Here is a 26,165-nt window from a genome sequence, read left to right on the forward strand (position 1 = left end):
CCTGAGCGGTGCATATATTGATGAGCAGACACAAATCAATGCTAAATGGCGTTTAGCTTGGGAGATCGTCAACCAAGGAGCTAGTCAGGCCAACCTGAGCGGTGTAGACCTGAGCGGTGCCAACCTGAGCGGTGCCAACCTGAGCGGTGCCAACCTGAGCGGTGTAGACCTGAGCGGTGCCAACCTGAGCGGTGCCAACCTGAGCGGTGCCAACCTGAGCGGTGCCAACCTGAGCGGTGCCAACCTGAGCGGTGCATATATTGATGAGCAGACACAAATCAATGCTAAATGGCGTTTAGCTTGGGAGATCGTTAACCAAGGAGCTAGTCAGGCCAACCTGAGCGGTGCAGACCTGAGCGGTGCCAACCTGAGCGGTGCCAACCTGAGCGGTGCAGACCTGAGCGGTGCCAACCTGAGCGGTGCAGACCTGAGCGGTGCCAACCTGAGCAGTGCCCACCTGATCCTTGCCAACCTGAGCGGTGCCAACCTGAGCAGTGCCCACCTGATCCTTGCCAACCTGAGCGGTGCCAACCTGAGCAGTGCCCACCTGATCCTTGCCAACCTGAGCGGTGCCAACCTGAGGGGCGCAAAATTAGATACTGCTGAGGTTATCAATGCTTACTTCGGACAAGGTATTGGACTCTCTAATACGGAACGTCAAGCTCTATTAATGCGAGGGGCAAAGTTCGATGACGCTTCTAGCGATCGTGAGTTTAGCCGCTCTCCTATCAATCGCTAAATAAATTTGAGCAACTATGCCACCTTAAGTAGTAGCGAATACTTTCTAAGGTTTAGGTTTTGCTTTCCAGCATAGTGATGAGCCGCCGTAACTTACCTGCTTCCTTCCGACCTTTATAGCGGCACTTTGCTTCATCTACAATTTTTTCCATTAGGGCTGGATCAGTACTGGCCTGCGTCCAAGCAGCTTCTAGAAAGACCTCAACAGTAATTCGCTGATCCTTACAGTAGCGGGTTAATTCTTGATCTAAGGACTTCTCTAGAACAATTGCGGAGTGACGACGAGTTTCAGGCAGCTTCATTAATTCCGCCCTTAGCTGCTCCAAAGTATTACCCAGCACAGGCTCTCGATCATCCTCTGGAGTGTCAGAGCTTGAGGCGATCGCCTCCTCTAGTGCTTCTCCCGCATTGGGTATCTGTTGCGATTGAGCGATCAAAGCATCACTTCTGGGTGGAACGGCTGCTTTAGTACGATTTTTGCGAATTCGATCAAGAACGCTGTCTGACATAAAATTCTAACCCAAACCTTAAATCAAATTTAGTAAGTTTTAAAGATCTAAATTTAGCTTTTTGTTAAATAAGCCTTTTAGTATTTGATACAAGTAGCTCAAATGGGTATTCCAAGTCGGCGAATCCCATTGCACTCAACGTCGTACCTTTATTGATTGCTTGCTTATAACGCTCCGACTCTCGAATAGAGGGTAGCATCAGTTCCTCACCAACCTCCTCACGCATCCCATCTACTGCTAAGCGGCTCTCTTGACTTTGGTTATTACCAATCCAGCGATCGCGAAATGGAAGAACTCCCATCACCTTCGCCTGAGTTGCACCAATATCTTGCAAGTTGTAGAGCAAATCGAGGGTACGCACTAGAGAGCCATAACCTTTAACTGACGCTTCGGCGGGGATGATTAAGAAATCTGCGGCTCCCATAACTGATAAGCAAATTTGCGATCGCTGAGGTGGCGCATCAATGATGCAAACCTTAAAAACATCAGCAACAGCCTCCAAGCGACGTTTGAGCAGAGTTGCTCCAACCCCACTATTAGACAGATAGTCTTGTACGTTATCCAGTTGATCATCAGACGGAATCAAAAATAAGTTGTCATTGACCTCAACTGGGTAGATACAGTCCTCAGCAGTAACAGACTTTTTAATAAACTCCAGCAGAGTTGGTTGATTCGGCTGAAGCTCAAATCCTAAATATGTTGTGAGATTGTGCTGGGGATCAGCATCCACCATCAAGGTAGCAAAACCCTGTTGAGACAAAAGCCGCCCCAGCATTAGAGCAGCAGTTGTTTTACCCTGCCCACCTGAAAGAGAAGTGATTGCAAGAGTCAGCATAACCGTGTTGATGAGTTATCTTAGTTAAATATAAAAACTTAAATTAGTAAAGTATAAAAAGCTAATTTTAGCTTTTTACTGAGTTTGCAATAGCTAAAATGCTAACTTCAAGTTGCACGATTAAATTCTATTGGCCTGATATTTCTTAGTTAGTATCAGACAAGCGGTCCATCAATTAACTTCAGAGCAAGTTGAAATTCCAGAGCAAAGCGGAGGAAGCCATGACCATCGCAGCACTAACCTTAGGAGAACAACGCATCGTTCTGCACAACGTTAGCTGGCATTTATTTGAGCTGATGTTGGATGAGCTTAGCGAAACCAGTAATGCTCGATTAGCTTATGACCAAGGAACTCTGGAAATCATGTCCCCTTTGTTTCCTCATGAACATACCAAACGCCTAATTGAGAAGCTGATCGATGTCCTTGTAGAGGAGCTGAACTTACCAATTCGGAGCGCAGGCGCATTGACGTGTAAACGGGAGGACTTATTGAAGGGCATCGAACCAGACTCCTGCTTCTATATCCAAAACGAACCCAAGGTGAGAGCGCTAGAAACGATTGACCTCGATCGCGATCCTGCCCCCGACTTAGTGCTGGAAGTAGACTTTAGCAGTTCATCTCTCAACAAAGAGCCGATCTATGTTGCTTTAGGAGTGCCTGAAATCTGGCGCTATTCCAATGGTGAGTTAACTATCAAACAGCTACGGCAGGGACAATATACTCAACTTGGATACAGCCCTACCTTCTCAAACTTGCCGTTGACCATCATTCCCCGCTTTCTTAACCAAAGTCCTGAGATCGGAGAAGTAGGCGTGATTCGAGCTTTTCGAGCCTGGATTAGAGAACAAAGCAGATCTTTATAATCAACTATTTTTTCAAATCGCAGTACTGGTGATCAACCTAGACTCAAAAGTAGAGTGCCGACGACAATGAGAGCAATTGCCCCACCTTTTTGCAACAAACTTGCTCGACTAAGGTCTTCCTTAAATAGGTTTGGAAATTTAAGAGATAACAGGGCAGAAAAAAGTAAGACAAAAACTGCTTGAATCCCAGCAGAGGCAGTAACTAAGGAAACAGATTTTAATTTTATTGCATAGTTTAAGAACGCTAATCCAATAAGATCTAGCAAGCCATTTAGTAATATTAAACTTTTGATGCGTTTACTTACTGAAGCCAAAGCACTTATTAATTCAAGTCTATTTTTAGGAATCAGTAGAGCTGAGAAGGCAGTTAGAGCAGCTCCAAAACGGACTAAGGTAAATCCATCGTAGTAGGAAAGATGAAGATAGACAAATTTAATTAAAACATTGTAAATTCCAGCAATTAAGCTAGAAAGAAACATCAAATAGAATGCGGAACTAAGTTTGAACGTATCCTCGATCCGTTTAATAGATACTCCAAACCCTCCAACTACTAGGAGAATAAAGGCTATAGCCTGATAACCATTTAGATTCTCATCAATCAGGTTGCCTGAAAAGAGTAGTGTGAAGATGGGAGTGAATCGCCATAGGGGGATAACTCTAGAAGGTTCTTCAAGAGACAGAGCTTTGAAGTAAAGAACTAAAACTGCAACATAAAGGCTTCCTGCTAAAAAAGCAATGAAGAGAAGCGAGAAACTTGGAATTATCAAGCCTTTGAAAGGTATTAGAAATGTTGGGACTACGTTTGAAGCTCCAATTACTACTGTATAGACAATAACGTTCGAGATGTAGCTGCTAATTAAAACTTTACTGAGCAAGTTCGAAAATGCCCAGACCAAGTAAGCTGTAATTGCAAAGGGAAGCCATGTCATATTAGTTATTAGCCTTGAGCCTGTTGTTTGGAACCATTTATACCCAAATAGCTCTGAACTACGCTTTACTCCTTTCACCGTAAAGGTGCAGTAGTTTAATCCCGTTACTATATAAAAATCAAACCAAAAACAAGCTAGAGCCTGTTAAAAGCTATAGATGTCAAATTTTCAGAAAATACATCAAAAGCTATTAGATGAGAGTAGGAATCCTTGCTTATAAAGGAACCTGGCAAATGACAAGCTCAGAAAATTTAAGTCCCCGTGGAGAACAAGATGCATATAAATACACTTAAATAAACCTCGGATTTTAGTTTCTTTTTATACAGAAATATTTTACTGCCTGTTGTCATAGCCTTTTAGGCCTGAATTGCCTCAAATTTGTCTAAGCAGCACTCTGTATAGCTTCTAAATTGTATAAGGATGCGTAATGGTACCTTATACATCCTTATACGAACAAAAAAACTGAACCCCTTATGCACAGAGCAATATAGGGATTTAAGCCTTTAAGTTGAGAGATATTTAAAACTTAGTATGACCCTGATTCCTACATTTTAGTACATGTGGTACACTTATAGTATTTTTGTACTATAAGCACTATGAACACCGTAAAAGAAGTTACAAGCATCACAAGTGCCTATGAACGTTACGCACAAGCTTTTCCCACAAGAATTAAAGGGTTCAAGTCAGCGCTCGTTCGGTATCTTCTGCCTTATCCAAGATTTGAACTCGACTTTCAAGTCATTCCAGAGCAACGTTTAAGTCGGCAACAAGTTAATCAAGTTTTAGAGCAGGCTCGTAAGCTTAATATTGAAACTCTTAGCGATATTAATCGAGTTCTAAGCTGGCAGGAAAAAATATTTGTTTCTCTTAACTCAAATCCCAATATTCGTACTGTCTACAAGTGCCATCTCAAACATTTTTTGCTTTGGTGCCAGGAAGAGGGATTAATGAAGCCCCAACGCAGCGAAGAATGGACGATTCCTATTAGCTATTCAGGTCCAAGCCGACGGCATAACCGAGGTAATAAAGGAGATTATCCAATTACAAATCGCCACTCATTAATTTCCTACGGAGCGAAGCTTGAGCAATTCTGTGAATCTGTACAGAAGCAGTTTAGAGAATTTGACTCTTTCTGGACAGACCCTCACTATAGTAGCCGTCGCCCTATTTCAAGCATAGTGGAAGAATCGACTTATAAACTTTGTTTTCGGTATGTGTTGCAACTCCTAGGTTGGTTGACTCTTGACAAAATAGGCTACTACCACAACAGCTATGAGCATGCCCATAACATGCGAGAAAGAAATCCACGATATGAATCTGATTGGTTGCTGGTAGAGCCCCACCCCCCTCTTTGGATTGAGGAACTAAATCAGAAATATCCACCAAGAGCGATCGATCAAATAAAGTTTGAAGACTTAATTCCAGTAGTTGATATTCGTTCTAGCAAACTGGATGAATGGTTGGCTAAAAATAACACTTCCAAACAGAATTACTCCGAGTCCCAAAGCCAGCAACTATTAGACGAAATTCAGTCTGAGCTGGCTGCAAAAAATGTATCGCTTAGTTTTCAGTTAATAGCAAGACTGGGACAAGCATTAGCACAAACTGAGGGGACTAATGCAATTAAGGCATTGAGAAATATGATACAAAGAGAGGAAGCAAAGGAACGAATAAAATTAGAAGCTCAGGATGCTGCTCAATCAGTTCGTGGCTTTCTCAACGACTATGTTAAGTGGCTTAAATTTCAGCATAATCCTTTAAGTAGAATTGATGGTTATCGGATTAGTTCAAAGTATATTTTGGAGTTTTATCATGCTGAGCTAAACTTAGCAAAATTTCTCTATCGAGATATTACCGATCCAGTTATGTATCCGGATTACAAAGATATTCCTGTGATCATGGAATTGCGTAGAATGCGAAGTCAGGAGGAAAATTCTCCTAGCAAGGCCAACGAGATTAATCCCATCAAACGCAATCCATCTTGGCAAGAGCTAGGGCAACTGCTCAAAAAACTACTACACTTATGTTCCCCACGACATCAACCTTGCGAGACTTGGAATGTTAATTTAGGCAGGCTGAGAACTCAACGAGGAGTGGCAAAAGATTTTCAACGTTATCTAATTGTTATGTTCTTTCGCATTATTGCTCCTGACCGTCAGCATGTAGTTCGGGAGTTGAAGGTACACGATACTCTAAGGCTTTACTATCTCGATTGGGAAACCAATAGTTATGAGGAAGCTCCTTGGGACTCCAAGTTAAAGCGTTATAAGGTTTACTTCAACATTTACACGAAACTCTATTACTTAGACCCTGCTGATGCAAGGGATGACAAAGGAAATGCTCCTTCTCACCCCCAGGGAAAAGCTTTCGAATGGGTGGTTGATTTAGATGAGACACAAACCAAAACTGATCGAGAAAGTACCTACAGAGTTCCTAAAATCTACAATCCAGAATTACAAGCATGGCTTTATGGACGTGAGGATTATTCACCTACATGGCATAATTGGCCCACACAGGCTGGAAGTAAACAAAGAAGTCGTTACCGCGAAGAACAGTTCAATTGGTGCGGTTATGTGATTCCAGAGACAAAGCAACTATCTGGCTTCCGGGATATATTTCAGCCACAGCACGATAATGTTTTCACACAATTAAATGGTAATTCATTCAAGGTAGCTTCCTTGAGAGACTTATATGAGAATCTCATTTGGAATCATTTAGGTATTAGAGCTAATCCGCATGGCGTAAGAAGCTCCGCAACTAGTTATTTTGAACGTCAAGGCATGACGCACTCAGAGAGCAAGTCTTTGGCTACTCTAAAAAACCACAGTGTTGAAATGCAAAATAGCTCAGCATATAACAAGTTGAAGGCTTTAGAAAAAACTGCACAAGCTTCCAGAATGATTACAGAAGACTTTCTAAAGGAGCATAATTTGAACTCAGACGAATACGGACTTGCCTAGCTTAACAAATAGCTAATGATGTTCTAGGCATGGCAATTATTTTACAGAAATAGCATTCCTAAGCTAAGTAATTCCTACGTCTAGAACATGAGCCAAATGGTTTAGCCTATCGATATTGAAATAGAGAGCAGATAGGCTCTGCTCTTCATTCATAACTACTTAGAGCGATCGCTCTAAGAGGACGTTTGAGAAGTTGAGTGGAGAGTAAAAAAGCTCTCAGGACATACGCTGTAGATACTGAATCACAGCACCGTTGAGAGCCATGAGTAAAGCATACGCCAGCAACCTGACTCCAGAGCAGTTTGACCTACTTGAGCCGTTGATTCCTCCTGCAAAACCGGGTGGTCGTCCCCGCTCTGTGGACATCTGGGCAGTTCTCAATGCAATCTTTTACGTGCTGTGTGAAGGATGTCGTTGGCGCTCGTTGCCGGGTGACTTCCCCAACTGGCAAACGGTCTACACCTATTTTCGCAACTGGCGCATCGATGGAACTTGGGTGAAAATGCATGACCATCTGCACCAGTGGGTGCGAGCGGATCAGGAGCGAGCGGCGAGTCCATCGGAAGCCATCCTCGACTCTCAAAGCGTCAAAACTGCGGCCAGGGTGAGCAAGCAGGTGGGATTTGATGCCGCTAAAGTGATCAAGGGTCGCAAACGATTCTTGACGGTCGATACCCTGGGATTGGTGTTGCGTGTCTTTGTGAGTGCTGCGAGTGTGAGGGAGCGCGAAGGCGCTAAACAAGTACTCAAGCGCGTCAAACGCATGGGTAAAGCGGTGGCGCGCCTGCACACCCTTTGGGTCGATGGTGGCTATGATGGCAATTCGTTCATGGTTTGGGTGATGGACGTTTGTCGGTGGATTGTGCAGGTCGTACTCAGACCGGAGCAAACCAAAGGCTTCGTGTTACTCAAAAAGCGCTGGGTAGTCGAGCGGACTTTTGGTTGGCTAATGGAGGCACGCCGCTTAGTGCGAGACTATGAGTTGCTGCCTGCCACATCCGAGACGTGGATCTACCTTGCTATGCTTCGCATTATGGTGAGGCGGTTGGCATAAAAGTCTGCACCTTACTCCTTTTCAAACATCCTCTAAGTAGCAACCCGCAGGGCAATGCAACCGCCCACCCCTACCTTGGCTAGATCAGCGAACGCAAATGTATGTCTACACTTACTCAAATCGTAAATAAGGCCTTCAGTGTTTTGACCTTAGCTGCATCAATCTCACAATCCATTTTGGTAATGGGATTCAAGCTCTTCCATTTACTTCTATTTGCGTTAGCGACCAGCTTTGACACTTTTTCAGGATCAACAGTGTCAAAGCCACCGATTTTGTGAGTGGTTAGATAATTTAAGCGTTCGAAAATTTCCTGTTCAGATGCTTGTTTGATACTGATAGTAGATGGTGGTTCAGGCGGTGGGGGTGGCGGTGATAGGTAAAAGGCAGCCGCTAATGTATCTAGCTTCTTGCCCTTGGTTATGCCGCACTTGAGTTTGACGATAGGGGTGAAGTCCTGCCAAGTAGTTCGATCTTCAGCTGCAATCCTAGTGGCTGCGATTGTCGTATCTACACCTTTCAATGAGCTTCCTGGCTGGCTACCAAGATGCTTCAAGACTAACTGGATTGTTTCTCTAGTAGCTGTTGTAAGGTCAATCTTTGGGGTAACTTCGCCAGCCAAAATACGAGCTTGTTCGATATCTGGCCCACTAGACTTAATGACAAGGCACCAGAGTTCTTCTAGACCCGCATGGGCAGCAACTACATAGACAAAGTGATTAGTAACGGCTTGGTACTTATAGTCCTCTACCTCTTCAACAATCAGTGGTATCCAGTTATGCCCCTCAGTTTTTAGAAGTGCATCAGCCGCAGCAGCAATGATATATCTGGAAGGAGCTGAATAATGATCAGCAGGCAAAATGTCGTCTAATGGGAGGCACATCAGTTGCCCAACATTATCGAAATCACTCATTTAAGAAATACTCCCTGGCTAAAGCAAGATAATATTCGTGAATTCTCTTGTGCTTCAAAACAGCCGGAACACGAGCAAAGGCACCGCTAGAAACTGCTGCATACTCCGGGAGATTGAATACAGTTTTGTCTATGTTGCCAGGAACGATCCTAGGAAAGAAGTATGGTGCTAGGTTGAGATTGCTTGCCGCCTTTGCCGCCCCAATAATCTCGTCAATTTCTTCTCTTGCCATATCGATCGCACGCCCATCAGAAGGACTGCCATTGAAGAAGATGGGGAGAGCAATTGGTCCACCGTCCTGCCTTAACTCTTTTACTTTAGGAACAAACTCCTGCACAACTCTGGCAGCATTATGAAGGGACGATAGGTCGTTATGGCGAGTAGGAATCAACACCGTATCAGATGCATACACTCCACTCTGGCTAAAGAAGACCCATTGAGTTGGGCAGTCGATAAAGATGTAGTCATACTCATTAATAAATGGCTTCAGCAAATCTCTTAGCCGAGCAGACGCTTTTTGAACACGGGCTTGGGTATCTTGGGTAAAAGCTTCCATTCCGAGATCGGCTGGTATCACGTCAAAAACGTGATAGACTTTGCTCGATTTGCTAGCATTTTGAACTAGCTTATATGGCACGATAGTCGAGCGAATATCTAGCGTCCTATCTTTTAAGCATTCAGACAATTTAATATTGTTCGGCTTTAACCCCAGCGCTGTTGTCAAGTCACGCTGAGAGTCAAAGTCAACCAGCAACACCTTCTTTTTCTGTGTCGCTAGCGTCGATGCCAGATTGACAGTCGTTGTGGTCTTGCCTACACCACCCTTGTTGTTATAAACACAAACACAAAGGCCACGAACAGTATTCTCAATCAGTTTCTTAATACTACTGATGACAGCTTCGATATTTACTTCACTAATTTCGATGCACTTGGTAGCGGGTACAATGACCTTATCGTGATGTCTGAAAAGTTGAATGTGTGTTGAATTGGTAATGATACCCCATTGAACAGTCTTTCCTTTTGGAGAGAGTAAATACCGTTTTATCTGTTCTCGCGTCCGCACGTACTGGCTAGAGCCTTCTGTCAAATTAATGGAGCTGCCTGCATTTGTGAAGCGACCCTTAATTTCAACCATTAAAACAGGGTCATTTCTAGTAAAACTGAAGACATCATCCGCAGTATTTTTGCGAGCGGCAAAATCGACGCAGTCGCCTCCTACTCCAGTCGCAAACTGCCCTGCACGCTCCGTTGTGTCAAATCCCAGTGCTTCTAACAAGTAGGGTATAAAATGGGTGCCTACGTCGTTTTCTATAGCTTTCGGGGGAATGTTAGCTAAAACGGCACTCCAATCTATCATTACCATTCCTCTTTAGAGTACCTAGCTATCTTCATACGTTACTTCTCCATAAGAAGGCTACATTTCTAAAGTGCCCTATTTATTTGGGATTTCACCTGCACTTCATCGCACACTAATAGGCAGGGAATGAAACCGTTGTACTCATCCCCTGTCCATAAACACTAGCCTACTCAGGCCTACCCGTCCGATTGGATGGCATCATTAAGCCGATGTAGCCTCCAACACCAACCTTGGCAAGGTCCGCAAATGTAGCACGGGCATCCTCATCAACCCATGCTAGGGCAAAGGAACCGATGACCAGCACCAAAATTACGAATGGAAGAATGTCAGGTTTCTGTGGGCGGCGCGATCGCTTCGTTTTCTGCATTACATTTGTTCTTGAATTCGACACCCCTATCGTCGCGATCGCAGCTTCTGTTCCAGTTTCAGTTAGGGCAAAGCCAGGTATGACTTCAGCCTAAGTTCGGTATGACTTCAGCGCCGTGGGTAAAATAAGCTCAACTTTCACCGTTGAACTATGGGCACGCGATCGCTCCAGGCCTCGCAAAAAGGGATCGAGAAGGCAAAAGTTGCTTTAGCTCACTATTCGCTCAACCAAAATGCTCTAGCAGAAGATTTGGGGCTCTCCCGGCAGACCATCAACAAATTCTTCAAGGGGAAGCCGATCGACCGCGAGAACTTTGCTCTCATTTGCGATCGCCTGGGGTTGAATTTAGAAAATACGGTCGCGATCAATCATGTGGCCTCTGAACCTAATGAGCTAAGCGATCGCCCCTACATAGATGCCGTAGTTCAAGAAGTTAGGCAAAAAGTCTACGCCAGTATTCAGAAGCGATGTGGCACCATGCGGGTATTGGACATGGAGCAGCCCATCTCACTGGACTCCATTTACACCAAAGTCAACATTTTGGAGAAAGTCAGCCGCAATCAACGACGAACAATCGCGGAACTGCTAGAAGGATGTGACGTAAAAGACTTCGATCGCTTTACATTGGGTCGTGTCTGGCAGGAGCCAATACCAGGATTAGAGGCCGTTCAGCGTCATGACAAACTCCTCATTCTAGGTAAACCTGGAGCCGGGAAAACCACGTTTCTCAAATGGCTAGCGATTCAGTGTAACGAGGGACAATTGTACACCAATCGAGTGCCGATGTTTGTCACCTTGAAGGAGTTCGCTGAACAACCAGGACAGCCCAGCTTGCAATCCTTCATTTGCTCCCAGTTTGAGGCCTGTGGAATTGATGATGCCGTGAAGACGACCGAAATCCTGTTGCAAGAGGGGCGATCGCTGGTTTTATTAGATGGGTTAGATGAAGTTCGGGATGTAGATCACGATCGTGTGTTGCAAGAAATCTGTAGTATTTCTGCCCTGTGTCATGCCAGCCAGTTTGTCATTACCTGCCGGATTGCTGCCCAAGAGTATACCTTTGAGCAGTTTACAGAGGTTGAAGTTGCTGACTTCGATGATGACCAGATTGCTGAGTTTTCCCAGAACTGGTTTCATCGGAAAAACCCAACCAAAGCAGACCAATTTCCCAAAGAACTGAAAACCCACAAACGTCTGACAGAACTAGCAACTAATCCTCTACTTCTTACCCTTCTATGTCTAGTATTTGAAGAACGGGCAGACTTTCCGACAAACCGAGCAGAACTCTACAAGGAAGGTTTGGACATCTTACTGAAGAAATGGGATGTCAAACGCAACATCAAGCGAGATGACGCCTACAAAGACTTGTCTTTGAAGCGTAAGGAAGACTTATTGAGCCAGATTGCCTTTACTACCTTTGAAGGAAGTGAGTATTTCTTCAAGCAAAGGGTAGTAGAGCAGCAAATCGAGCAATACATCTGGAACCGACCGAATGCCAGTACTAACCCGGAAGCATTGCAAATTGATAGTGAGGCTGTTTTGAAATCCATTGAGGCACAGCATGGACTATTGGTAGAAAGGGCACGAGGCATTTACTCCTTCAGCCACCTGACTTTTCACGAGTATTTTACTGCTCGTCGAATTGAAAAGCGTGATGAACTATATCCATTTCTCATTTCCCATTTGACCGAGAAGCGATGGCGAGAAATCCTGCTATTAACGGTAGGGATGATGGAGGAGGCAGACTCTCTGCTGCTTAAGACGAAGTTTCGGATTGATAAGATGCTGGCAACTGACGAAAAACTTCAACAATTTCTTAACTGGGTTCAGCAGAAATCTTGCTCAGCAAACGTGCCCTACAAACCCGCTGCCGTTCGAGCGTTCTACTTTGCCCTCGAAATTGCCCAAACCCTCAACCTCGACCGCTTCTTCAACCTCGACCTCGACCACGCCCTCAAACTTGCCCGCACTGTTGACGAAGGCCTCGACCTCGACCTCGACCTCGACCTCGGCCTCGACTTCGGCCTCGCCCGTTCCCGTATCTACGCCCATGCCCTCAATTTCGACTGCAACGACGACCGCTTCTTATCCCTCAACCTAGCTGTCGGCCTGGCCCGTGAGCGCGCCCTCGACCACTTCTTCAACCTCGACCTCGACCTCGACCTTGAGCGCTTCATCGGACTCGATCCCGAGCGCTTTCTCGACTTGCTCCGTGACCTCAACCTCGACCTCGACTGGTTCCTCAGCCTTGCCCGCGCCCACAGCTACGCCCTTGCACTCTACCAATCCCTTGCCAAACTTAAGGAACAACTTCCAGATCCTTGGGAAAATTGGGATTATATTCAACAATGGTGGCAGGCTAATGGTTCATCCTGGGTAATCCAACTAAGAGCCGTGATGATTGAACATCACAATATGTGGCATGACTGGCAGTTTAGCGCTACCGAGATAAAACAACTGCAGCAATATTACGATGCCAACAAATTGCTAGTTGAGTGCCTTAACAGTGATTGCCAGGTTAGCCAAGAAGTTCGTGAGGAAATCGAAGCCAGTTTGCTACTTCCTATCGAAGAGATCAAGCACCGCTTCCCCAATCAACTGAACAACCCCAGCACCTCTTAACATGCTACTCATTGCGGTGGATTGTCACAGCCTTCACCATCACTGGCCTACTTCGTCTCCTTCTACATCCAAATAATGCGATCAAACCTAGCCGGATTGGCTGCCGTATACCGCACCGTATGCTGAATATTCTTATGTCCTAAATACTCCTGGATATCCCGCGTCGGTAATCCCTGCTCCGCCAGATAATATCCACAAGAATGACGCAACATATGCGGATGCACCGGCAAAGGGAGATCCGCCAACTCCCCAGAACGCTTCATCATCTTTGAGATGGCCCCCGTCGTCAGTCTCGTCTCTCGTTCATTCACAAACAGAGCATAACTGCCAGCGTAACGTTCTCGGAGCAACACCAGCGCTTCCAGCTCATCCGGTTGCAGGCGATGTACGCCACTATTACTGCCTTTGAGACGCGAGATCGCAATACAGCGCTCCTCCAGCATCACTGCATCCCACTTCAGCAAGCAAGCTTCTCCCGCTCGCAATCCATGCCGGAACATCAGTAACAACAACGTGCGATCGCGCAGAGGATGTCTGCCGCGTTGCCCTGCCGATTCAATCAGGCGCTGCACTTCCCTGGGAGTTAAGTACTCCCGGCTGCGGTAAGTGAGATTGGGTTGTCTAGAGAGCGTGTTGGAGGGTGGCATGGAAGCATTTTAGTCTAACAGTCCGTAAAATGGTTGTTTTTCGGACTGTTTGATTTATTGAGAAACGAATCAATGCAGCTACCGAAAGCAATCTACATAGACTTTTTAGCCTTAGCGACCAAAATCTCTCCATTGCTATACAAATGTCTTCCTAAATCTTGCGATCGCCTCCAATGTATGAAGAGTTGGAAGGATACGCTATAGAGTACCTCTGGCTAGGCGTTCGATGTATTCAGAACACGACAGTTTGGGGTCATGTGCTTGAATTTTCTGGTCTAGCAACTGCAATCCAGTGGCGGTCATGTTGAGCACCACGATTTTAGATTTTGGCTCGTCATATATTTCCGGTTTGCCCCGGCGCGACTTTTGGCCTTTCTTACCCATACCCATTGAGTGTTTTACTTCTCTATAGGGGTAAAGGTAGCGAAGATACTGTTGGCGAATTCATCAGAGAAAAATGAAGCTTGGCGTCTAGCCTAGGATGAGAGTAAAGCTTTACAGCTCAGCAGAGGTGTAGCATGTCCATACAACCCCAGCCCATTCCTCCAGTTCCAGAGGATACCGCAGCAGTCGCACGAGCTGCTTTTCCCAAAGGTAACCTCTACCTTCAAATCCGCGATACACTTGGCAGCCTCTATCAAGACGAATCTTTTGTCTCACTCTTTTCCAGGCGAGGACAACCTGCACAATCTCCCTGGCGGTTGGCTTTAGTTTGTGTGATGCAGTTCATGGAAAATCTCTCTGACCGCCAAGCTGCTGATGCTGTTCGAGCTCGCATCGATTGGAAGTATGTCCTCAGTCTGCCACTCAGCGATCCAGGATTCAATTACTCGATTTTGAGTGAGTTTCGCGATCGCCTGGTGGCAGACAATGCTGAATCCCTGTTGCTAGACCCGTTGCTAGAACAATTACGTGAGAAGGGATTACTCAAAGGACATCAGCGGCAACGCACCGATTCCACTCATGTTCTCGGGGCAATTCGAGTATTGAATCGCCTCGAAACATTGGGAGAGACCTTTCGAGCTGCGCTCAATAGCCTAGCGGTTGCGGCTTCAGATTGGCTAGAGCCACATTTACAAGCAGCTTGGTTTGAGCGCTATCATCGGCGCACTGAGAACTATCGCTTGCCTAAATCAGACAGTGAACGCGAAGCATTGGGTCGCACGATAGGCCAAGATGGATTGACATTGCTAGATGTTGTTTATCATGCCTCTTCTCCAGAGTGGTTACGACATGTTCCAGCCATAGAAACCCTCCGACAAGTTTGGCTCCAGCAATTTTATGCACTAGGTGAAGATGGCGCTCTCCAATGGCGATCGCCTAAAGACATGCCACCGTCTACGCTAGCGATACATTCTCCCTATGATGTGGCAGCCCATTACAGCACCAAACGAAGTGTGGATTGGGTGGGATACAAAGCTCACCTGACTGAAATCTGCGATGAGGCTTGCCCCCATTTCATCACTGGCGTTTATACAACGCTCTCCACAACCCCAGATGATGCAGTCGTTGATGCAGTTCATGAAGGCCTATCAGAGAGGACGCTGCTTCCCAAAGAACACCTGATGGATACAGGATATATAACCGCTGCCCATATCCTCAACAGTGACAAAAAGTATGGTATTGACTTGGTTGGAGCAGTGCGAGGCAATCCCAGCTGGCAGAGTCGAAAAAACTCCAAGTTTACTTCAGACCAATTTGCCGTCAATTGGAATGAGCAAACAGTAACCTGTCCTCAAGGACATCAGAGCATCATTTGGAGAGAAAAGATCGATAACCGGAGTTTGCCCGTCATCCATGTGCATTTTTCACAAGCTGATTGTCGCCGCTGCCCCGTTCGCAAACGCTGTACTCACTCAAAATATGCTCGCAGGCTGACACTACAACCGCAAGCCAAATATGCTGTTTTACAGCAACGGCGGCAAGAGCAGGAAACCGCAGAGTTTAAGGAGCGCTATCAACAGCGAGCGGGAATTGAGGGAACGTTATCCCAGGGAGTCAGACGTTCGGGTCTACGGCAATCTCGCTATGTAGGATTAGCGAAAACGCATCTTCAGCATATTCTTACCGCAGTTGCTCTCAATTTGATTCGTCTGGATGCTTGGCTCTCAGGAGTTCCCTTAGCAAAAACTCGTACCTCTCGATTCCTGGAGCTTAAGTCTCGAGTTGCATAGATTTTTCTCTGATGAATTCGCCAACAGTATCTTCGCTACCTTTACCCCATCTAGCAATCGCGGTTCAGCTTCTTTGACAGAGCTGTCACCATTGCGTAGGTGTAGAGCATCGCGGTCGTCAATTCACAGTTGCGAACCATCTGCCTTGGACACTCGTGCATAACCGACGAGCACGTTCACTCCTTTAGCAAGGCTAAGAAAGATAAATTTAGCAGGGTTTAATTAGTCGTCCCTGAAAAACCGTCCTTAAGCGATCGGCTGAGGTTGAAGGAGAGGAGCGCTTAAAAAGAAGCGAAACAGCTTCCGCAAGTTGAAGCCACAACCCGCTAGGAAGGCATTGATTCGGTCACCGTCTTGTCCTCTCAAATAGTTGCGCTTGAGAGCATGGTCTTGTTTGACGTGCCCAATCACAGGTTCAATCGCGCTGCGCCGTTTGAGCAGTCGCTTGAGTGCCTGGTTCCGCTTGCGGGTGCCTGCCACCAGGACTTCCACATCAGGAGGATGATGAGAGGTCCCTCGAAACCCTTTGTCCACAGCAGCTTGCTTCGGTTTGATAGCCGTGAGGTGTTGGGTTTGACTCAGTGCTTCTCTCAAGGTGGCTCCATCATAGGGATTGCCATGCACCGCATCCATGCCCACAATCCAGTTGCTGGCATGAGTGGTCACGAGCACCACCTTACAGCCAAACTCATAGCGTTTGTGCACTTTGCCCTTAGCGATGCATTCGGTTTCAGGTGCGTGCACACTGTAGAGTTTGCCTGTGTCCTTGGGCTGTTGCACATAGATGCGTTTGGCAATCTCCAAGAGTGCCTGCAACTCTGGCGGCAGTTGCTTCATCTTGCGCTCAATGTCACGAATGACTCGTCCTAGATAGGTGCGGAGTTTGCGAGTTTGTTGCCTTGCTCGCTTGCCTTGCTTGGCTGCGGCATAGCGACTTTGGCGGAATAAGGCTTGCTTGCCCAGTCGTACATAGCTCTGCCTCAGTTGGACGTGATGCTTGCGAGCAAAGCGCACCAAGGCTCGTCTGGCTTTGTCGTACAAGCGAGCATCGGTGGGAAAGGCAATTGCCTTCTCCTGCACGGTCGTGTCCACATTCACCCGAGCAATTTCAGAGGGTTTGAGGGCTTGCTGATTCATGGCGCTTCGCAGGGTTTTCTTATGCTGATCAAGACTCAAGCGTGCTCAGAAGTCGAGCACAAAGAAAACAGTCTTTTTTCTAGCGCTCGCCCTAACAGTAGATAGAAGTCCTATGGAATAAAGATTCCAGTTAAAACCGTAGGTTTCTGTTCAAATGCCCCCGCTGGTCCATTTTGAAAGATTGATAGGCTATCTCTCTAAATACAGTCTGGAAGCAAGTTCAGGTATAGAGGATAGTTCTAATTGCCCCAATGGTACTGGATAAGACATGAGCTGCTGCCTCAACTTCCTCATTAGTCGTGAACTTACCTATTCCAATCCGGAGTGCACCCTCAATCAAAGATTCTGGAAGAGCCATTTCATGGAGAACATGAGAGGGAGTTTCAATACCAGTTGAACAAGCTGCTCCTGTAGAAATTGCTATTTTTTGACGAACCCTAGCAATAATTGCACTGTTGGGAATGTTTGGAATTGAGATGTGAAGGTTTCCTGCTAGTCGATTCTCAGCATCCCCATTGACTATCAAATCGGTTACTTCTCTAGATAAGAGAGCTTGAAGACGGTCGCGCTTGCTTGCGATCGCCCTTTCATCCTCCTCCATCTCCAGCGATCGCAACCGGCAAGCTTCTCCCAACCCTACAATCCCTGGAACGTTAAGAGTGCCCGATCGCATTCCTCGCTGATGACCACCACCAAATATAAGTGGTTCCAATTGATAGCCTCTACGCACAGCTAGCGCTCCAACACCTTTAGGACCGTAGAGCTTGTGGGCAGAGATTGCTAGGTAGGTGATGCCCCACTCTTCAAATTGCATGGGAATTTTACCGACTGCCTGAGAGCCATCACATAGAAAAGGAATGCCATAGCGTTGAGCAATTCGCCCAACCTTTTGAATAGGGTAAATGTTGCCAATCTCGTTGTTAGCTGCCATGACACAGAGCAGAGACATCCCCTTAGTGCAGACCTGCTCCAAATGTTCGAGGTCAAGCCTGCCTCTGGAATCTATTTGCAGATAAACTAGTTCAGCACAACCTCGCTTCTCTAAAGCGCGACAGGTATCAAGGACTGCTTTGTGTTCGATCGGCATTAAGCCAATTCGATGGGGGTTTGTGGAGTTAGGGGTTAGGCCCCCCTGAATTACTAGATTGATGCTTTCAGTTGCACCGGATGTCCAAACAATTTCCCCCGGTGAGGCTCCTATGAGGTCAGCAACTTGTTTAGCAGCTTGCTTAACAGCGGTCTCAGCGCGATCGCCCTGCTCATGATCAGTGCTGCTAGCGTTGCCAAACTCTGTAACCATGTAATGGTAAATGCGATCAGCTACTCGTGGATCAACGGGAGTTGTTGCATGGTAATCAAGATAAATCACACTTCTAATCACCTATTAGTCTTAATCTTCTTCATCTTCCTCGTGAGGTTGATCATTTTGTCCAGACCAATTGATAAGTGGAAGTAGGGAAGCTTTTTTATTACCAATAGCATCACGATATTTCTGCTTGAGCTCACGAACTTTTACTGATGTTCTAAGCCCTAAAGCATGGTTGATCATTGTGGCGATGAGTGATCTCTCTTTTCTTCCACCAATAATGGAACGTGCTAATGGATTCCAGATTACACCTGCCCAGGGTGCATCATCAATATTCATTGAAACCTGAGTCATAATTGCTACAATTACATCTGGAATTGACTTTCTTTGAATACCAGCTTGTTTGATAACCTCTGCAACAACATACTGACCAACTGGACGTAGAAAAACATTACCACCATAAATAAGTTTTTGATGGTCGTTTATAGTAGGTAAACCATCAGAATCAAGGAGAAGACGGAGATCACCCGGTTTTTTTCTCCCGCTTTTAACAGCATCAAATCCAGGGCAACAATCGAGCATCTTTTCCCATATTTCTTCTAAAAACAAATAATATTTATCCAAATCATCACTTGAAGGTCTAAATCTTTTGAAATCGTTATCAATTTGTAGACCCCCTTCATAAGCACTAAGCAGAATCTCGTTTACTTCATACAGAGAGGCAAGCGTTGTAATGTACGATTCATTTGCTTTACTTGGTGCAAGTTGCTTAGAGCCCAAAGTATTTAAAACTAATCCTTTTAACACATTACTTTCTTTTACCAATCGACGTGAAATGATCGCTACTCCGTCATCTTCATCAATGGCAATATTCATACCAGAAGATGTTGGTTTTGCGCGCCGATTGAGAGTAGAAAATAATCTGCGAGTTCGTTGTAGCCCTTCCTTAGAATCCTCATGTTTAAGGATAATTACAGTAATCTCTTCTTTTGCCAAGTCAGGTTCTATCTTTATGGCTTCTTGGATAGACTTTAATCTGTGTTGTCCATCCAAAGCGTAGTAGACCTGACTTCCATCAAAACGAAGTAATCCAAAGCCATAACTGCCTCTGTCTTTATCATCTAGGAGTTCATGCTCATCAACTCTTACTGGTGAAAACTCTGGTTCTCCTCCATAAACAGCCACGACTAAAGCACCGTAGAATCGCTGCGGCTCATGGATAAGGTAAGGAACCATTTCTTTTTCAACACGATCTTGAATTGCCCTTTGGATTAAAGCATCAAGATCCTTATCTGTATGAATTTCCTCTGCAAGCCTACACTCACGGGCGACTTTACCCAATTTCATTACGGTAACGTAGTATCTCCAATCACCCATCCGAGCTTGTAATGCTGGCACGTAATCTGGCACTTTTCTTTCTCCTAGACAAATGTACTTATCAAAATGCTTTACCCCAGTGTTTCTGTCTATCAGGGATAATTTCGTTACATGGAGTTCGGCAACACATAAGAAGATGTTCTTCTACAGCATCTACATGAATTCGAGGTAGTTCAGCCCACCAAAAAACTAAGCGATTACGATATTTATTAAGCATAAATACTACTTTTTTTCGACCCGTAATATTTTTTGCCTCTATAAGATAATCTTTATACCTTTCCGAAAGATATTGTTGAGCAGCTTTTCCAATGTACAAGGGAATATGAAGGTCTTCTGCAAAAGGCTTTCCTAATTTCGTTGAAAAGCAATACACTCCATACTTATTTGGGATGGAAGTTTGAGCATCACGAATAAAATTACACTTTTGCCAGTTCAACTGAATAGCTTGCATCGCTACTGGAAACTCTTCTATATATTGTGGAAGCCATCGGAGGGTGAACTCGTAGTCTTTTGCAAATCGCCCTGCAATAGCTGCCTTCTGAGTAGCAAAATCATAGGGAGCATCAACCATTTCCGTCTACCATTGGCGGGCTTCTAGTCCATTTTGCCCCGATTGCTTGGTAATGTAACCGTTGCCTCCAGGTAAGGATCTTTGGTTGTTACCGGGTTCCCTTCGGGGCACCCCCCGATTGCCCAGCATATTCGCCGCGATCGCTCAATCTTGAGTATTATGGCGAATTTGGTTGATCCAGGTGAGGAGCGATCACAAATTTGCCTTATCCAGTGAAGATTTAGGAAACAGCTATATGTTCTTAATGGCAGGCTGCGGTTAAACTGACGTAGCCTATTTGCATTGAGGGGTTAGAGGGCTGAGTATCATAGCGTCTACTTCCTTGATCACTATAAGTGACATGCCAAACAGGGTAACGTGTCATCATCTTCATCGAGTACCGCTTCCAGCACTTCTGCCAACGGTTGATTGGGCTTTGTTTTTGCCTCTCGTACGATCGCTCGTTCATGGTCTGCAATAATTTCATCCTTACGTGCTAGCAATCCCAGCAATGTTTCGCCCTGCGTCCAAGTGTAGGTTCGACCATCGCTATGGTTTTGCTCGTAGGCGATCGCCTTGGCAAATAGGTCAGGATGCTCCTGCGCTAGCATCACCCACTCATACTTCCGCTGGAAGAAGCAGAAGTAACATCCTGAGCGACTGCGCCAGCGGTAATAGTCTGGTAAGCCAATGCCACTTTCCTCTAACAACCGAATAATATCTGCCTTAACTAGCCCATGTTCCTTAAAGGGGTAACGGGCTTGAATTGTTGGCTTTGTCGAAATATAGCCTTCCCGGTGTTCATCTGCACGAATGCCAATATAGCTGATGGCATCGTCATCACCGATAAACTCCTCCAAAGGCTTAATCTTCATTTGTTTTGTACACCATCGCACTTGAGGAGATGGCAAAACGCCTCCATACACCTCTAACCAATGGTCAAAACCGCGATCGGCACTTAAGCGAATAATTTTGATACCCAGCCGAGCCTCAATGCGATCGAGATAATCATAAGTTTCTGACAGTTCCTTGTGGGTATCACAGAAAAAATACTCCATCGGCAGGTCAGGGTACTTTTGTCGCATCAGCACCGCTAGGGCAGTACTATCCTTACCCCCTGAAAGCCCCAGAATATGTCGAATGGGCTGCTTCACCATCTCCCTTAATCCACCACCTTCGTTTTCCGTTTACCCCGCCTCTGACGGACTTCCTTCAATTCGTCGGGGGTTTGTACCTGCAACACCTCTCTTGCCAATTTAGCAATCAAAGCTTGCCGCAGTTTAGCATCGTTCCGGAGGGTCGGCTTGTCTAAGATCTCATCCACTAACCGATTCAGTTGTTCTTCCTGGGTCTGGTCAATCCAGACAACCTGGTTTAGTTCGTGTCCGTCTGATTTGGTGACGGTAAGCCGATATGCCTCAAAGCCTTCATGGTCAGTCGCTGCAATATCTTTTTGTAAGGCTTCTAGTCGCTTAAACTGTCGAGCAACATCATTCAGCTTCAATTCAAAGGCAGCGCGATCGTCATCGCTCCAAGTATGGGCAGGCTTATCTGCCAAAATCATCATCAGGGATTCTAACCACTCCGTATCTGCCAACATGGTATCGCTCGCCGCTAGCGTAAAGCGCCTCAGCATTGGCTCCAAGCAGCGATCGACCAAGTAGTTGGCTCTCACACGCAAATCAGGCCGCAAATGCTCTAGGTTACTACGGACTCCGAAAGCAGCATGAAGCAACTGCCGACCAGTACTCAGGAGATTTTCATAGGTAATCTCTAATTCATGAAGTGCTTTAACCAACCGTTTGCGGAAGGTTCGTGCCGCCGATTCATCATTTGGATCAGCATGCCGAATGGGAGCCAACCCACAGGCTTGAGGCAGACTAGTAAACAATAGTTTATCTGGCTCTTGAGCTGTTTGCAACGTTTTCAGGACTGCCTGAGCTTCAGCACTCAGTTGTTGAGTTTTCAGGGTGTAGGCTGGCAGCTTCTTGACGAACTGGAACAACGGCTTGGCGATCGCCAAGAGCGAAGTGTTCCGTACTCCCGCAGGGACTCGACTCCGCCAAATAGCTTCCAATTCTTGAAAGACCTGGGATCGCAGCCCTGCCATTTCAAACGATTTAACGGCAAACCGTCCGGGTTGTTTCACTAACAACTCAAAATGAGGAGCCGTCAACACCGGAACAAACGTCCCATCATGATAAAGCCCGACATCATCAACGTGGTAAAGCAGCATAGCAGCTAACAGCACTGGGATTACCCCTGGTTTAACGCCATAGGGTGGAGCCCCTAGCAAGGCGTATAGCTGATCGAGGCTGCGCGGTTGTTCAGCAGATTTCAAACAAAAGGATTCAACTGACTGCCAGAGACTTGATAAATCTGTCCTGCCATTGCCTTTTTGTTTGGCAGAACGATTTGCAATTGGCGGATAGAAACCCCATTCTCCATTCTCCTGGCGGTGAATCCCTGGCTCTGCCAGCACCGAGTAATACATGCTCACTTCAGGACCATAGCCCTTCAGTCCCAATTTCTCCTGATCTTCATGGTTCAGCATGCCTTCAATCAACTCACGCCGCGCCTTTGCCCCTTGAGAGGTAAGTTCTCGCCGGTTAATCAATTCATTCCAAAGAGTAGGGCTATGGCAATAGACCTTCTCACACACCTCCGATAATGCTGCATTGAGATCGGCGCTATCTCGAATCTCCTGCTGTTCTCCTAAAAACCAGGAAAAGCTTTCAGAATTAGCGGGATCAAGTGCCTGAGTTAATGTCTCATCCATCAAGTTTTCTGCTTGCACCAACCGCTGCCGCACTTCCCGCCGAGCAACCCCATCCGTTTGCAATTCTGAAGCGGTTGATTGAATCTTTTCTAAGGCGGCAAATTCGATCGCGCGGTCGCGCAAGGTTTTGAGATGAGCCGTATTAACCACAATAAGAGGCTTACCATCTTTAGTGGTAGAAGGGGGAGCTTCTACAAGAGGTTGTGCCTCCATCCAGTACACGATCAAGCCGTCATAATCTGGCTTAGATACTTGAAGGGTGGATAGGTCATGAGTCTTATCTCCATATCGCCGCTCAAAATAGCGGAGGGTTCCCACTCGGTAACTGTGGCGTTGAGCAACCAATGGTTTTAAGGCACGCACCCGTGACAAGATCTCAACTAGCGATCCCCGTTCTTGTTCAAAATACTGGTCGATCGCAATCTGAACATTGAAATCAGATCCCTCCCAGATTCGCAGTTCATCCAACTGCTTACGGTAAGTAATTAGGTTTTTCTCTAAAAGGGTTTGAATCGCCGTTTGCCAAGGGTTATCGCTAGTCGTTTCATCAGGCGACTCACACAATGGCAAGATTGACAGGGCTTGAGTTGCCCGTAGTGCCCCTGCCGATGTAATTAAATTAAGCGTACCAATCGTCTTGAGTGCCTGAATTACTTCAGGTGACAGATCCATTCGACGGCTGGCATCTGCAACAACCCCCTGAACCTCTAGCCACTTCTGAACATTGGGACGAGATGACAACCCCATCCCTGCTGACTCTACAAAATAGTCGTAAACCTGATGGATTTTTAGCGTTGGAATTAAATTTTTATTGAGAGCCGTTGAATCTAAGAATTGCTTAAAGGAATATGGCTCAGAACTCGTCAGGAAGGTAAAGAGAGAGCGATCGTTTTGAGCATACCTCGTACACAGCTGGGGTAATACCAGAGAGGTCAGTGGATGAAGTGGATAAGCCTCTGCTAGTACCGCAGACGACAAATCACTTAATTCTAGGTGCTCAGCTAGATGCTCAAACCATACCGTTGCTCGTTGCTGAATTAATTCTTTCAAAGCGCCTGCTTCGTTATGGATAATGGCTTGTCCCAGTAAACGAGTCATCTGTTCCGGCGATTCTGTGAAGGGAATATCCTCAAATCGCCCGTGAATTTTTGACCATTCTTTCCGCTCACTGGAAGCTAACCGTTCTCCGTAATCCCCAAAGGATTGGTGCAACACCCCAACGAGATACACCTGATAAGGCGTACGTTCAGGGAGTTCTGCGATTTGCTGCAACAGGTATAAGTCTGCAACGCCTTGATGTTGAGCTGCAAACTCCAACGTCTTGCCTAACTCATCAATCAGGAGTAGGACATCCGTCTTTGCTGCCTGCGCCACTGCCTGAATCAGTTGCAGAACTTGCTTTTCCTCAATCGAGTGACCAGCGGCAAGCTCTATCTCTAAGTCTACTAAATCAGCCAATATCTCTGGCTTCTTGCGGCTCCTTCGCCAAAATATTTCAACCCCTCGCCTTAATGCACGGACGATGGTATGACTGAGAGGCTCCCGCTGAGCAGTGCTAACTGCTTGCACGAGTCCCCGCCGTGGCAATCCATCCGTAAGCGCTTGTAGCTCAGGACTGGCTGATCCCAGTGCCCGCTCTGCGATTGTCAACGCTTTTTGTCGCACAGGGCCAGCCTCTGACGCACAAAGCCCTGCCCAAAAGTGAGCAAATGCTGATTTACCTGTACCGTAAACCCCAGTCAGTGTCCAGGCACGTTGAGGGCTATTTTTAGTAAAAGCAGGTAACATGCGCCGTAACGCATCCACTGCTCGTTCCGTCACAATGTATCCTTCTACAGCATCTGGCAATTCCAGATCTCGCTCTAAATTAACCGAGCGAGCATAGCGACGGTTGAGGCTAAAGTACTGCGATAAAAATTTTTGAGCCATTTACCTCACCTCGTCTGGTAATAATCTTGCAAAATTTGCTCCGCCAGAATCAGAGGATCTTCTGTAAAGGAGAATTGAATTAATCCAGCTGTGTCCGATAGACTAATTGGCTCATGCTGTTGGGCAACTTGCTCAATTGCATTACACAAAGCACTTTCTGATAGCTTGAAGGCTAACCCTGGGCTACCTGCTTCATATAGTAAGCGAGAGACGGCGATCGTACCCTGCCCTTGCCGATCCTGGGCTGCAAACTCTAGACAAGCAGAAACGACGACAGCTGGGGGTAAATTTCTTTTCGTCCCTACCCGGAACGTGTAGATACGAGTATCGCCAGCGGTATGCAACAGCCCTAACTCGGTAAAAGGGCAATCAATGGAGTCTTCTGTAAACCCCGATTTGCTTTGCTGCTCTACATACATTTTTAAGAGGCAACGAACGTCTTTTTGAAACGAAGACGAAGCAGTTCGTAGCCCTTGCTGTTTCTGGTAATAGTTCTCCAAAGCAACGAGCAGGTCTTGTTCAGTAAATTCGACTGAACGGAATAAATTAAAAGTGAAATACCAGGTAGTTGCATAGCAAGGGAGTTTAAGCAACTGCCAGTGCAGCAACCAGAGCGAGGCGGAATCCTCTAAAAATGGGTCCCATCCTGTGTCGGCTAGTAACCGCTGTCCAAAGTCTGTCGGTTGATCATCCTGTAACAGCTTAAAAGCCTGTTCCCAATAGCGGATGGAGCGAACCATGTTTTTTCCAACCCCAAGCTGAATGGGAGCGCCCTCATTCAAAAACACCCTTGGATCTTGAATGGCACAATCGAAGCCCTTCTTCAGCCAGCCAAACCGGGGGTGAAAAGTTTCGTGGCGAGCAAAGACACTCGATTGACGAGTATCAACCCTTCCAAGATCAAGACTGATTTGCTCTACCATAGCCCTTTTTATAGAACCGATGTACTTTATTGTGTACTACCCGTAGTCTGTTGAGAAGTTCCTTATGCTATTGGTAAACTCAGCCAGAGGAATTTTACAAACTACCATGATCGCTTTATATTCAAGCGGTTTCTTGGACAGAGTTTCACATCATACCAAGTTCAGTAGCATAATAGGTTCCAGTCGGGTTCAAGCAAAA

21 protein-coding genes are annotated in these 26,165 nt (G+C 46.1%); 6 read left to right on the forward strand and 15 right to left on the reverse strand.

Features of this window, described 5'->3' with window-relative positions; genetic code table 11:
• The first annotated feature begins 1 nt into the window (after position 1).
• Complete coding sequence (locus KME12_21670; GenBank protein MBW4490396.1) at positions 2 to 739, forward strand: pentapeptide repeat-containing protein; 738 nt, start codon at positions 2 to 4, stop codon at positions 737 to 739.
• Positions 740 to 791: 52 nt separating this feature from the next.
• Here KME12_21670 and KME12_21675 read toward each other — a convergent pair whose 3' ends face one another.
• On the reverse strand, positions 792 to 1,247 hold the full coding sequence (locus tag KME12_21675; GenBank protein MBW4490397.1) for a hypothetical protein: 456 nt from the start codon (positions 1,245 to 1,247) through the stop codon (positions 792 to 794).
• 64 nt (positions 1,248 to 1,311) lie between these two features.
• Entirely contained in the window at positions 1,312 to 2,082 is a 771-nt protein-coding gene (locus tag KME12_21680; protein ID MBW4490398.1) for a ParA family protein, read from the reverse strand.
• A 221-nt stretch (positions 2,083 to 2,303) separates the two neighbouring features.
• Between KME12_21680 and KME12_21685 the strand changes: the two genes are divergently transcribed.
• Positions 2,304 to 2,945 (forward strand): Uma2 family endonuclease, encoded by a 642-nt coding sequence (locus KME12_21685; GenBank protein ID MBW4490399.1) that lies wholly within the window; start codon positions 2,304 to 2,306, stop codon positions 2,943 to 2,945.
• Between the two features lie 32 nt (positions 2,946 to 2,977).
• On the opposite strand, the gene KME12_21690 is transcribed toward KME12_21685, so the two are convergent.
• Positions 2,978 to 3,874, reverse strand: a complete 897-nt coding sequence (locus KME12_21690; protein ID MBW4490400.1) for an EamA family transporter — start codon at positions 3,872 to 3,874, stop codon at positions 2,978 to 2,980.
• A 596-nt stretch (positions 3,875 to 4,470) separates the two neighbouring features.
• On the opposite strand from KME12_21690, the gene KME12_21695 reads away from it, so the two are divergent.
• Both KME12_21695 and KME12_21700 read left to right on the forward strand, forming a co-directional pair.
• The gene (locus KME12_21695) at positions 4,471 to 6,834 is read left to right on the forward strand and encodes a hypothetical protein (GenBank protein MBW4490401.1); all 2,364 of its coding nucleotides are present in this window, start codon (positions 4,471 to 4,473) and stop codon (positions 6,832 to 6,834) included.
• 262 nt (positions 6,835 to 7,096) lie between these two features.
• Positions 7,097 to 7,888 carry an IS5 family transposase gene (locus KME12_21700; protein ID MBW4490402.1) on the forward strand — a complete coding sequence of 264 codons (792 nt, stop codon included), beginning with the start codon at positions 7,097 to 7,099 and terminating at the stop codon, positions 7,886 to 7,888.
• Positions 7,889 to 8,003: 115 nt separating this feature from the next.
• Here the strand turns inward: KME12_21700 and KME12_21705 are convergent, their stop codons facing one another.
• The 3 genes from KME12_21705 to KME12_21715 form a co-directional block, all read right to left on the reverse strand.
• Positions 8,004 to 8,798, reverse strand: coding sequence for a hypothetical protein (locus KME12_21705; protein ID MBW4490403.1), 795 nt, complete (start codon positions 8,796 to 8,798; stop codon positions 8,004 to 8,006).
• Positions 8,791 to 10,161: an AAA family ATPase gene (locus KME12_21710; GenBank protein ID MBW4490404.1), complete on the reverse strand. Its 1,371-nt coding sequence runs from the start codon at positions 10,159 to 10,161 to the stop codon at positions 8,791 to 8,793. Before KME12_21710 ends, KME12_21705 begins: the two co-directional genes overlap by 8 nt.
• A 160-nt stretch (positions 10,162 to 10,321) precedes the next feature.
• Complete coding sequence (locus KME12_21715; GenBank protein MBW4490405.1) at positions 10,322 to 10,522, reverse strand: hypothetical protein; 201 nt, start codon at positions 10,520 to 10,522, stop codon at positions 10,322 to 10,324.
• A 150-nt stretch (positions 10,523 to 10,672) separates the two neighbouring features.
• Between KME12_21715 and KME12_21720 the strand changes: the two genes are divergently transcribed.
• Positions 10,673 to 13,144, forward strand: coding sequence for an NACHT domain-containing NTPase (locus KME12_21720; protein ID MBW4490406.1), 2,472 nt, complete (start codon positions 10,673 to 10,675; stop codon positions 13,142 to 13,144).
• Between the two features lie 62 nt (positions 13,145 to 13,206).
• On the opposite strand, the gene KME12_21725 is transcribed toward KME12_21720, so the two are convergent.
• Both KME12_21725 and KME12_21730 read right to left on the reverse strand, forming a co-directional pair.
• Positions 13,207 to 13,791: a tyrosine-type recombinase/integrase gene (locus tag KME12_21725; protein ID MBW4490407.1), complete on the reverse strand. Its 585-nt coding sequence runs from the start codon at positions 13,789 to 13,791 to the stop codon at positions 13,207 to 13,209.
• A 198-nt stretch (positions 13,792 to 13,989) separates the two neighbouring features.
• Positions 13,990 to 14,181 carry a hypothetical protein gene (locus KME12_21730; GenBank protein MBW4490408.1) on the reverse strand — a complete coding sequence of 64 codons (192 nt, stop codon included), beginning with the start codon at positions 14,179 to 14,181 and terminating at the stop codon, positions 13,990 to 13,992.
• Between the two features lie 128 nt (positions 14,182 to 14,309).
• Here KME12_21730 and KME12_21735 point away from each other — a divergent pair, with 128 nt between their 5' ends.
• The gene (locus KME12_21735; protein ID MBW4490409.1) at positions 14,310 to 15,965 is read left to right on the forward strand and encodes an IS1182 family transposase; all 1,656 of its coding nucleotides are present in this window, start codon (positions 14,310 to 14,312) and stop codon (positions 15,963 to 15,965) included.
• A gap of 246 nt (positions 15,966 to 16,211) precedes the next feature.
• Here KME12_21735 and KME12_21740 read toward each other — a convergent pair whose 3' ends face one another.
• From KME12_21740 to KME12_21770, 7 genes are all read right to left on the reverse strand, one after another.
• Positions 16,212 to 17,102, reverse strand: a complete 891-nt coding sequence (locus KME12_21740; GenBank protein ID MBW4490410.1) for an IS5 family transposase — start codon at positions 17,100 to 17,102, stop codon at positions 16,212 to 16,214.
• A 220-nt stretch (positions 17,103 to 17,322) separates the two neighbouring features.
• Complete coding sequence (locus tag KME12_21745; GenBank protein MBW4490411.1) at positions 17,323 to 18,471, reverse strand: cysteine desulfurase; 1,149 nt, start codon at positions 18,469 to 18,471, stop codon at positions 17,323 to 17,325.
• Positions 18,472 to 18,492: 21 nt separating this feature from the next.
• Positions 18,493 to 19,818: a DGQHR domain-containing protein gene (locus KME12_21750; GenBank protein ID MBW4490412.1), complete on the reverse strand. Its 1,326-nt coding sequence runs from the start codon at positions 19,816 to 19,818 to the stop codon at positions 18,493 to 18,495.
• Positions 19,819 to 19,846: 28 nt separating this feature from the next.
• Positions 19,847 to 20,356, reverse strand: a complete 510-nt coding sequence (locus tag KME12_21755) for a hypothetical protein (GenBank protein MBW4490413.1) — start codon at positions 20,354 to 20,356, stop codon at positions 19,847 to 19,849.
• A gap of 329 nt (positions 20,357 to 20,685) precedes the next feature.
• Positions 20,686 to 21,492: a phosphoadenosine phosphosulfate reductase family protein gene (locus KME12_21760; protein MBW4490414.1), complete on the reverse strand. Its 807-nt coding sequence runs from the start codon at positions 21,490 to 21,492 to the stop codon at positions 20,686 to 20,688.
• A gap of 5 nt (positions 21,493 to 21,497) precedes the next feature.
• Entirely contained in the window at positions 21,498 to 25,043 is a 3,546-nt protein-coding gene (locus KME12_21765) for a hypothetical protein (GenBank protein ID MBW4490415.1), read from the reverse strand.
• Between the two features lie 5 nt (positions 25,044 to 25,048).
• A complete protein-coding gene (locus KME12_21770) occupies positions 25,049 to 25,966 on the reverse strand; it encodes a DUF4007 family protein (protein ID MBW4490416.1) in 918 nt (305 codons plus the stop codon).
• Between the last annotated feature and the right edge of the window lie 199 nt (positions 25,967 to 26,165).

It is taken from the genome of Trichocoleus desertorum ATA4-8-CV12 (assembly GCA_019358975.1).
GTDB classification, from domain to species: Bacteria; Cyanobacteriota; Cyanobacteriia; order FACHB-46; family FACHB-46; genus Trichocoleus; species Trichocoleus desertorum_A.

Coding starts and splice junctions, on each gene's coding strand:
- KME12_21675 (MBW4490397.1), bottom strand. CDS start 1,247: ATGTCAGACAGCGTTCTTGATCGAATTCGCAAAAATCGTACTAAAGCA.
- KME12_21680 (MBW4490398.1), bottom strand. CDS start 2,082: ATGCTGACTCTTGCAATCACTTCTCTTTCAGGTGGGCAGGGTAAAACA.
- KME12_21685 (MBW4490399.1), top strand. CDS start 2,304: ATGACCATCGCAGCACTAACCTTAGGAGAACAACGCATCGTTCTGCAC.
- KME12_21690 (MBW4490400.1), bottom strand. CDS start 3,874: ATGACATGGCTTCCCTTTGCAATTACAGCTTACTTGGTCTGGGCATTT.
- KME12_21695 (MBW4490401.1), top strand. CDS start 4,471: ATGAACACCGTAAAAGAAGTTACAAGCATCACAAGTGCCTATGAACGT.
- KME12_21700 (MBW4490402.1), top strand. CDS start 7,097: ATGAGTAAAGCATACGCCAGCAACCTGACTCCAGAGCAGTTTGACCTA.
- KME12_21705 (MBW4490403.1), bottom strand. CDS start 8,798: ATGAGTGATTTCGATAATGTTGGGCAACTGATGTGCCTCCCATTAGAC.
- KME12_21710 (MBW4490404.1), bottom strand. CDS start 10,161: ATGGTAATGATAGATTGGAGTGCCGTTTTAGCTAACATTCCCCCGAAA.
- KME12_21715 (MBW4490405.1), bottom strand. CDS start 10,522: ATGCAGAAAACGAAGCGATCGCGCCGCCCACAGAAACCTGACATTCTT.
- KME12_21720 (MBW4490406.1), top strand. CDS start 10,673: ATGGGCACGCGATCGCTCCAGGCCTCGCAAAAAGGGATCGAGAAGGCA.
- KME12_21725 (MBW4490407.1), bottom strand. CDS start 13,791: ATGCCACCCTCCAACACGCTCTCTAGACAACCCAATCTCACTTACCGC.
- KME12_21730 (MBW4490408.1), bottom strand. CDS start 14,181: ATGGGTATGGGTAAGAAAGGCCAAAAGTCGCGCCGGGGCAAACCGGAA.
- KME12_21735 (MBW4490409.1), top strand. CDS start 14,310: ATGTCCATACAACCCCAGCCCATTCCTCCAGTTCCAGAGGATACCGCA.
- KME12_21740 (MBW4490410.1), bottom strand. CDS start 17,102: ATGAATCAGCAAGCCCTCAAACCCTCTGAAATTGCTCGGGTGAATGTG.
- KME12_21755 (MBW4490413.1), bottom strand. CDS start 20,356: ATGGTTGATGCTCCCTATGATTTTGCTACTCAGAAGGCAGCTATTGCA.
- KME12_21760 (MBW4490414.1), bottom strand. CDS start 21,492: ATGGTGAAGCAGCCCATTCGACATATTCTGGGGCTTTCAGGGGGTAAG.
- KME12_21765 (MBW4490415.1), bottom strand. CDS start 25,043: ATGGCTCAAAAATTTTTATCGCAGTACTTTAGCCTCAACCGTCGCTAT.
- KME12_21770 (MBW4490416.1), bottom strand. CDS start 25,966: ATGGTAGAGCAAATCAGTCTTGATCTTGGAAGGGTTGATACTCGTCAA.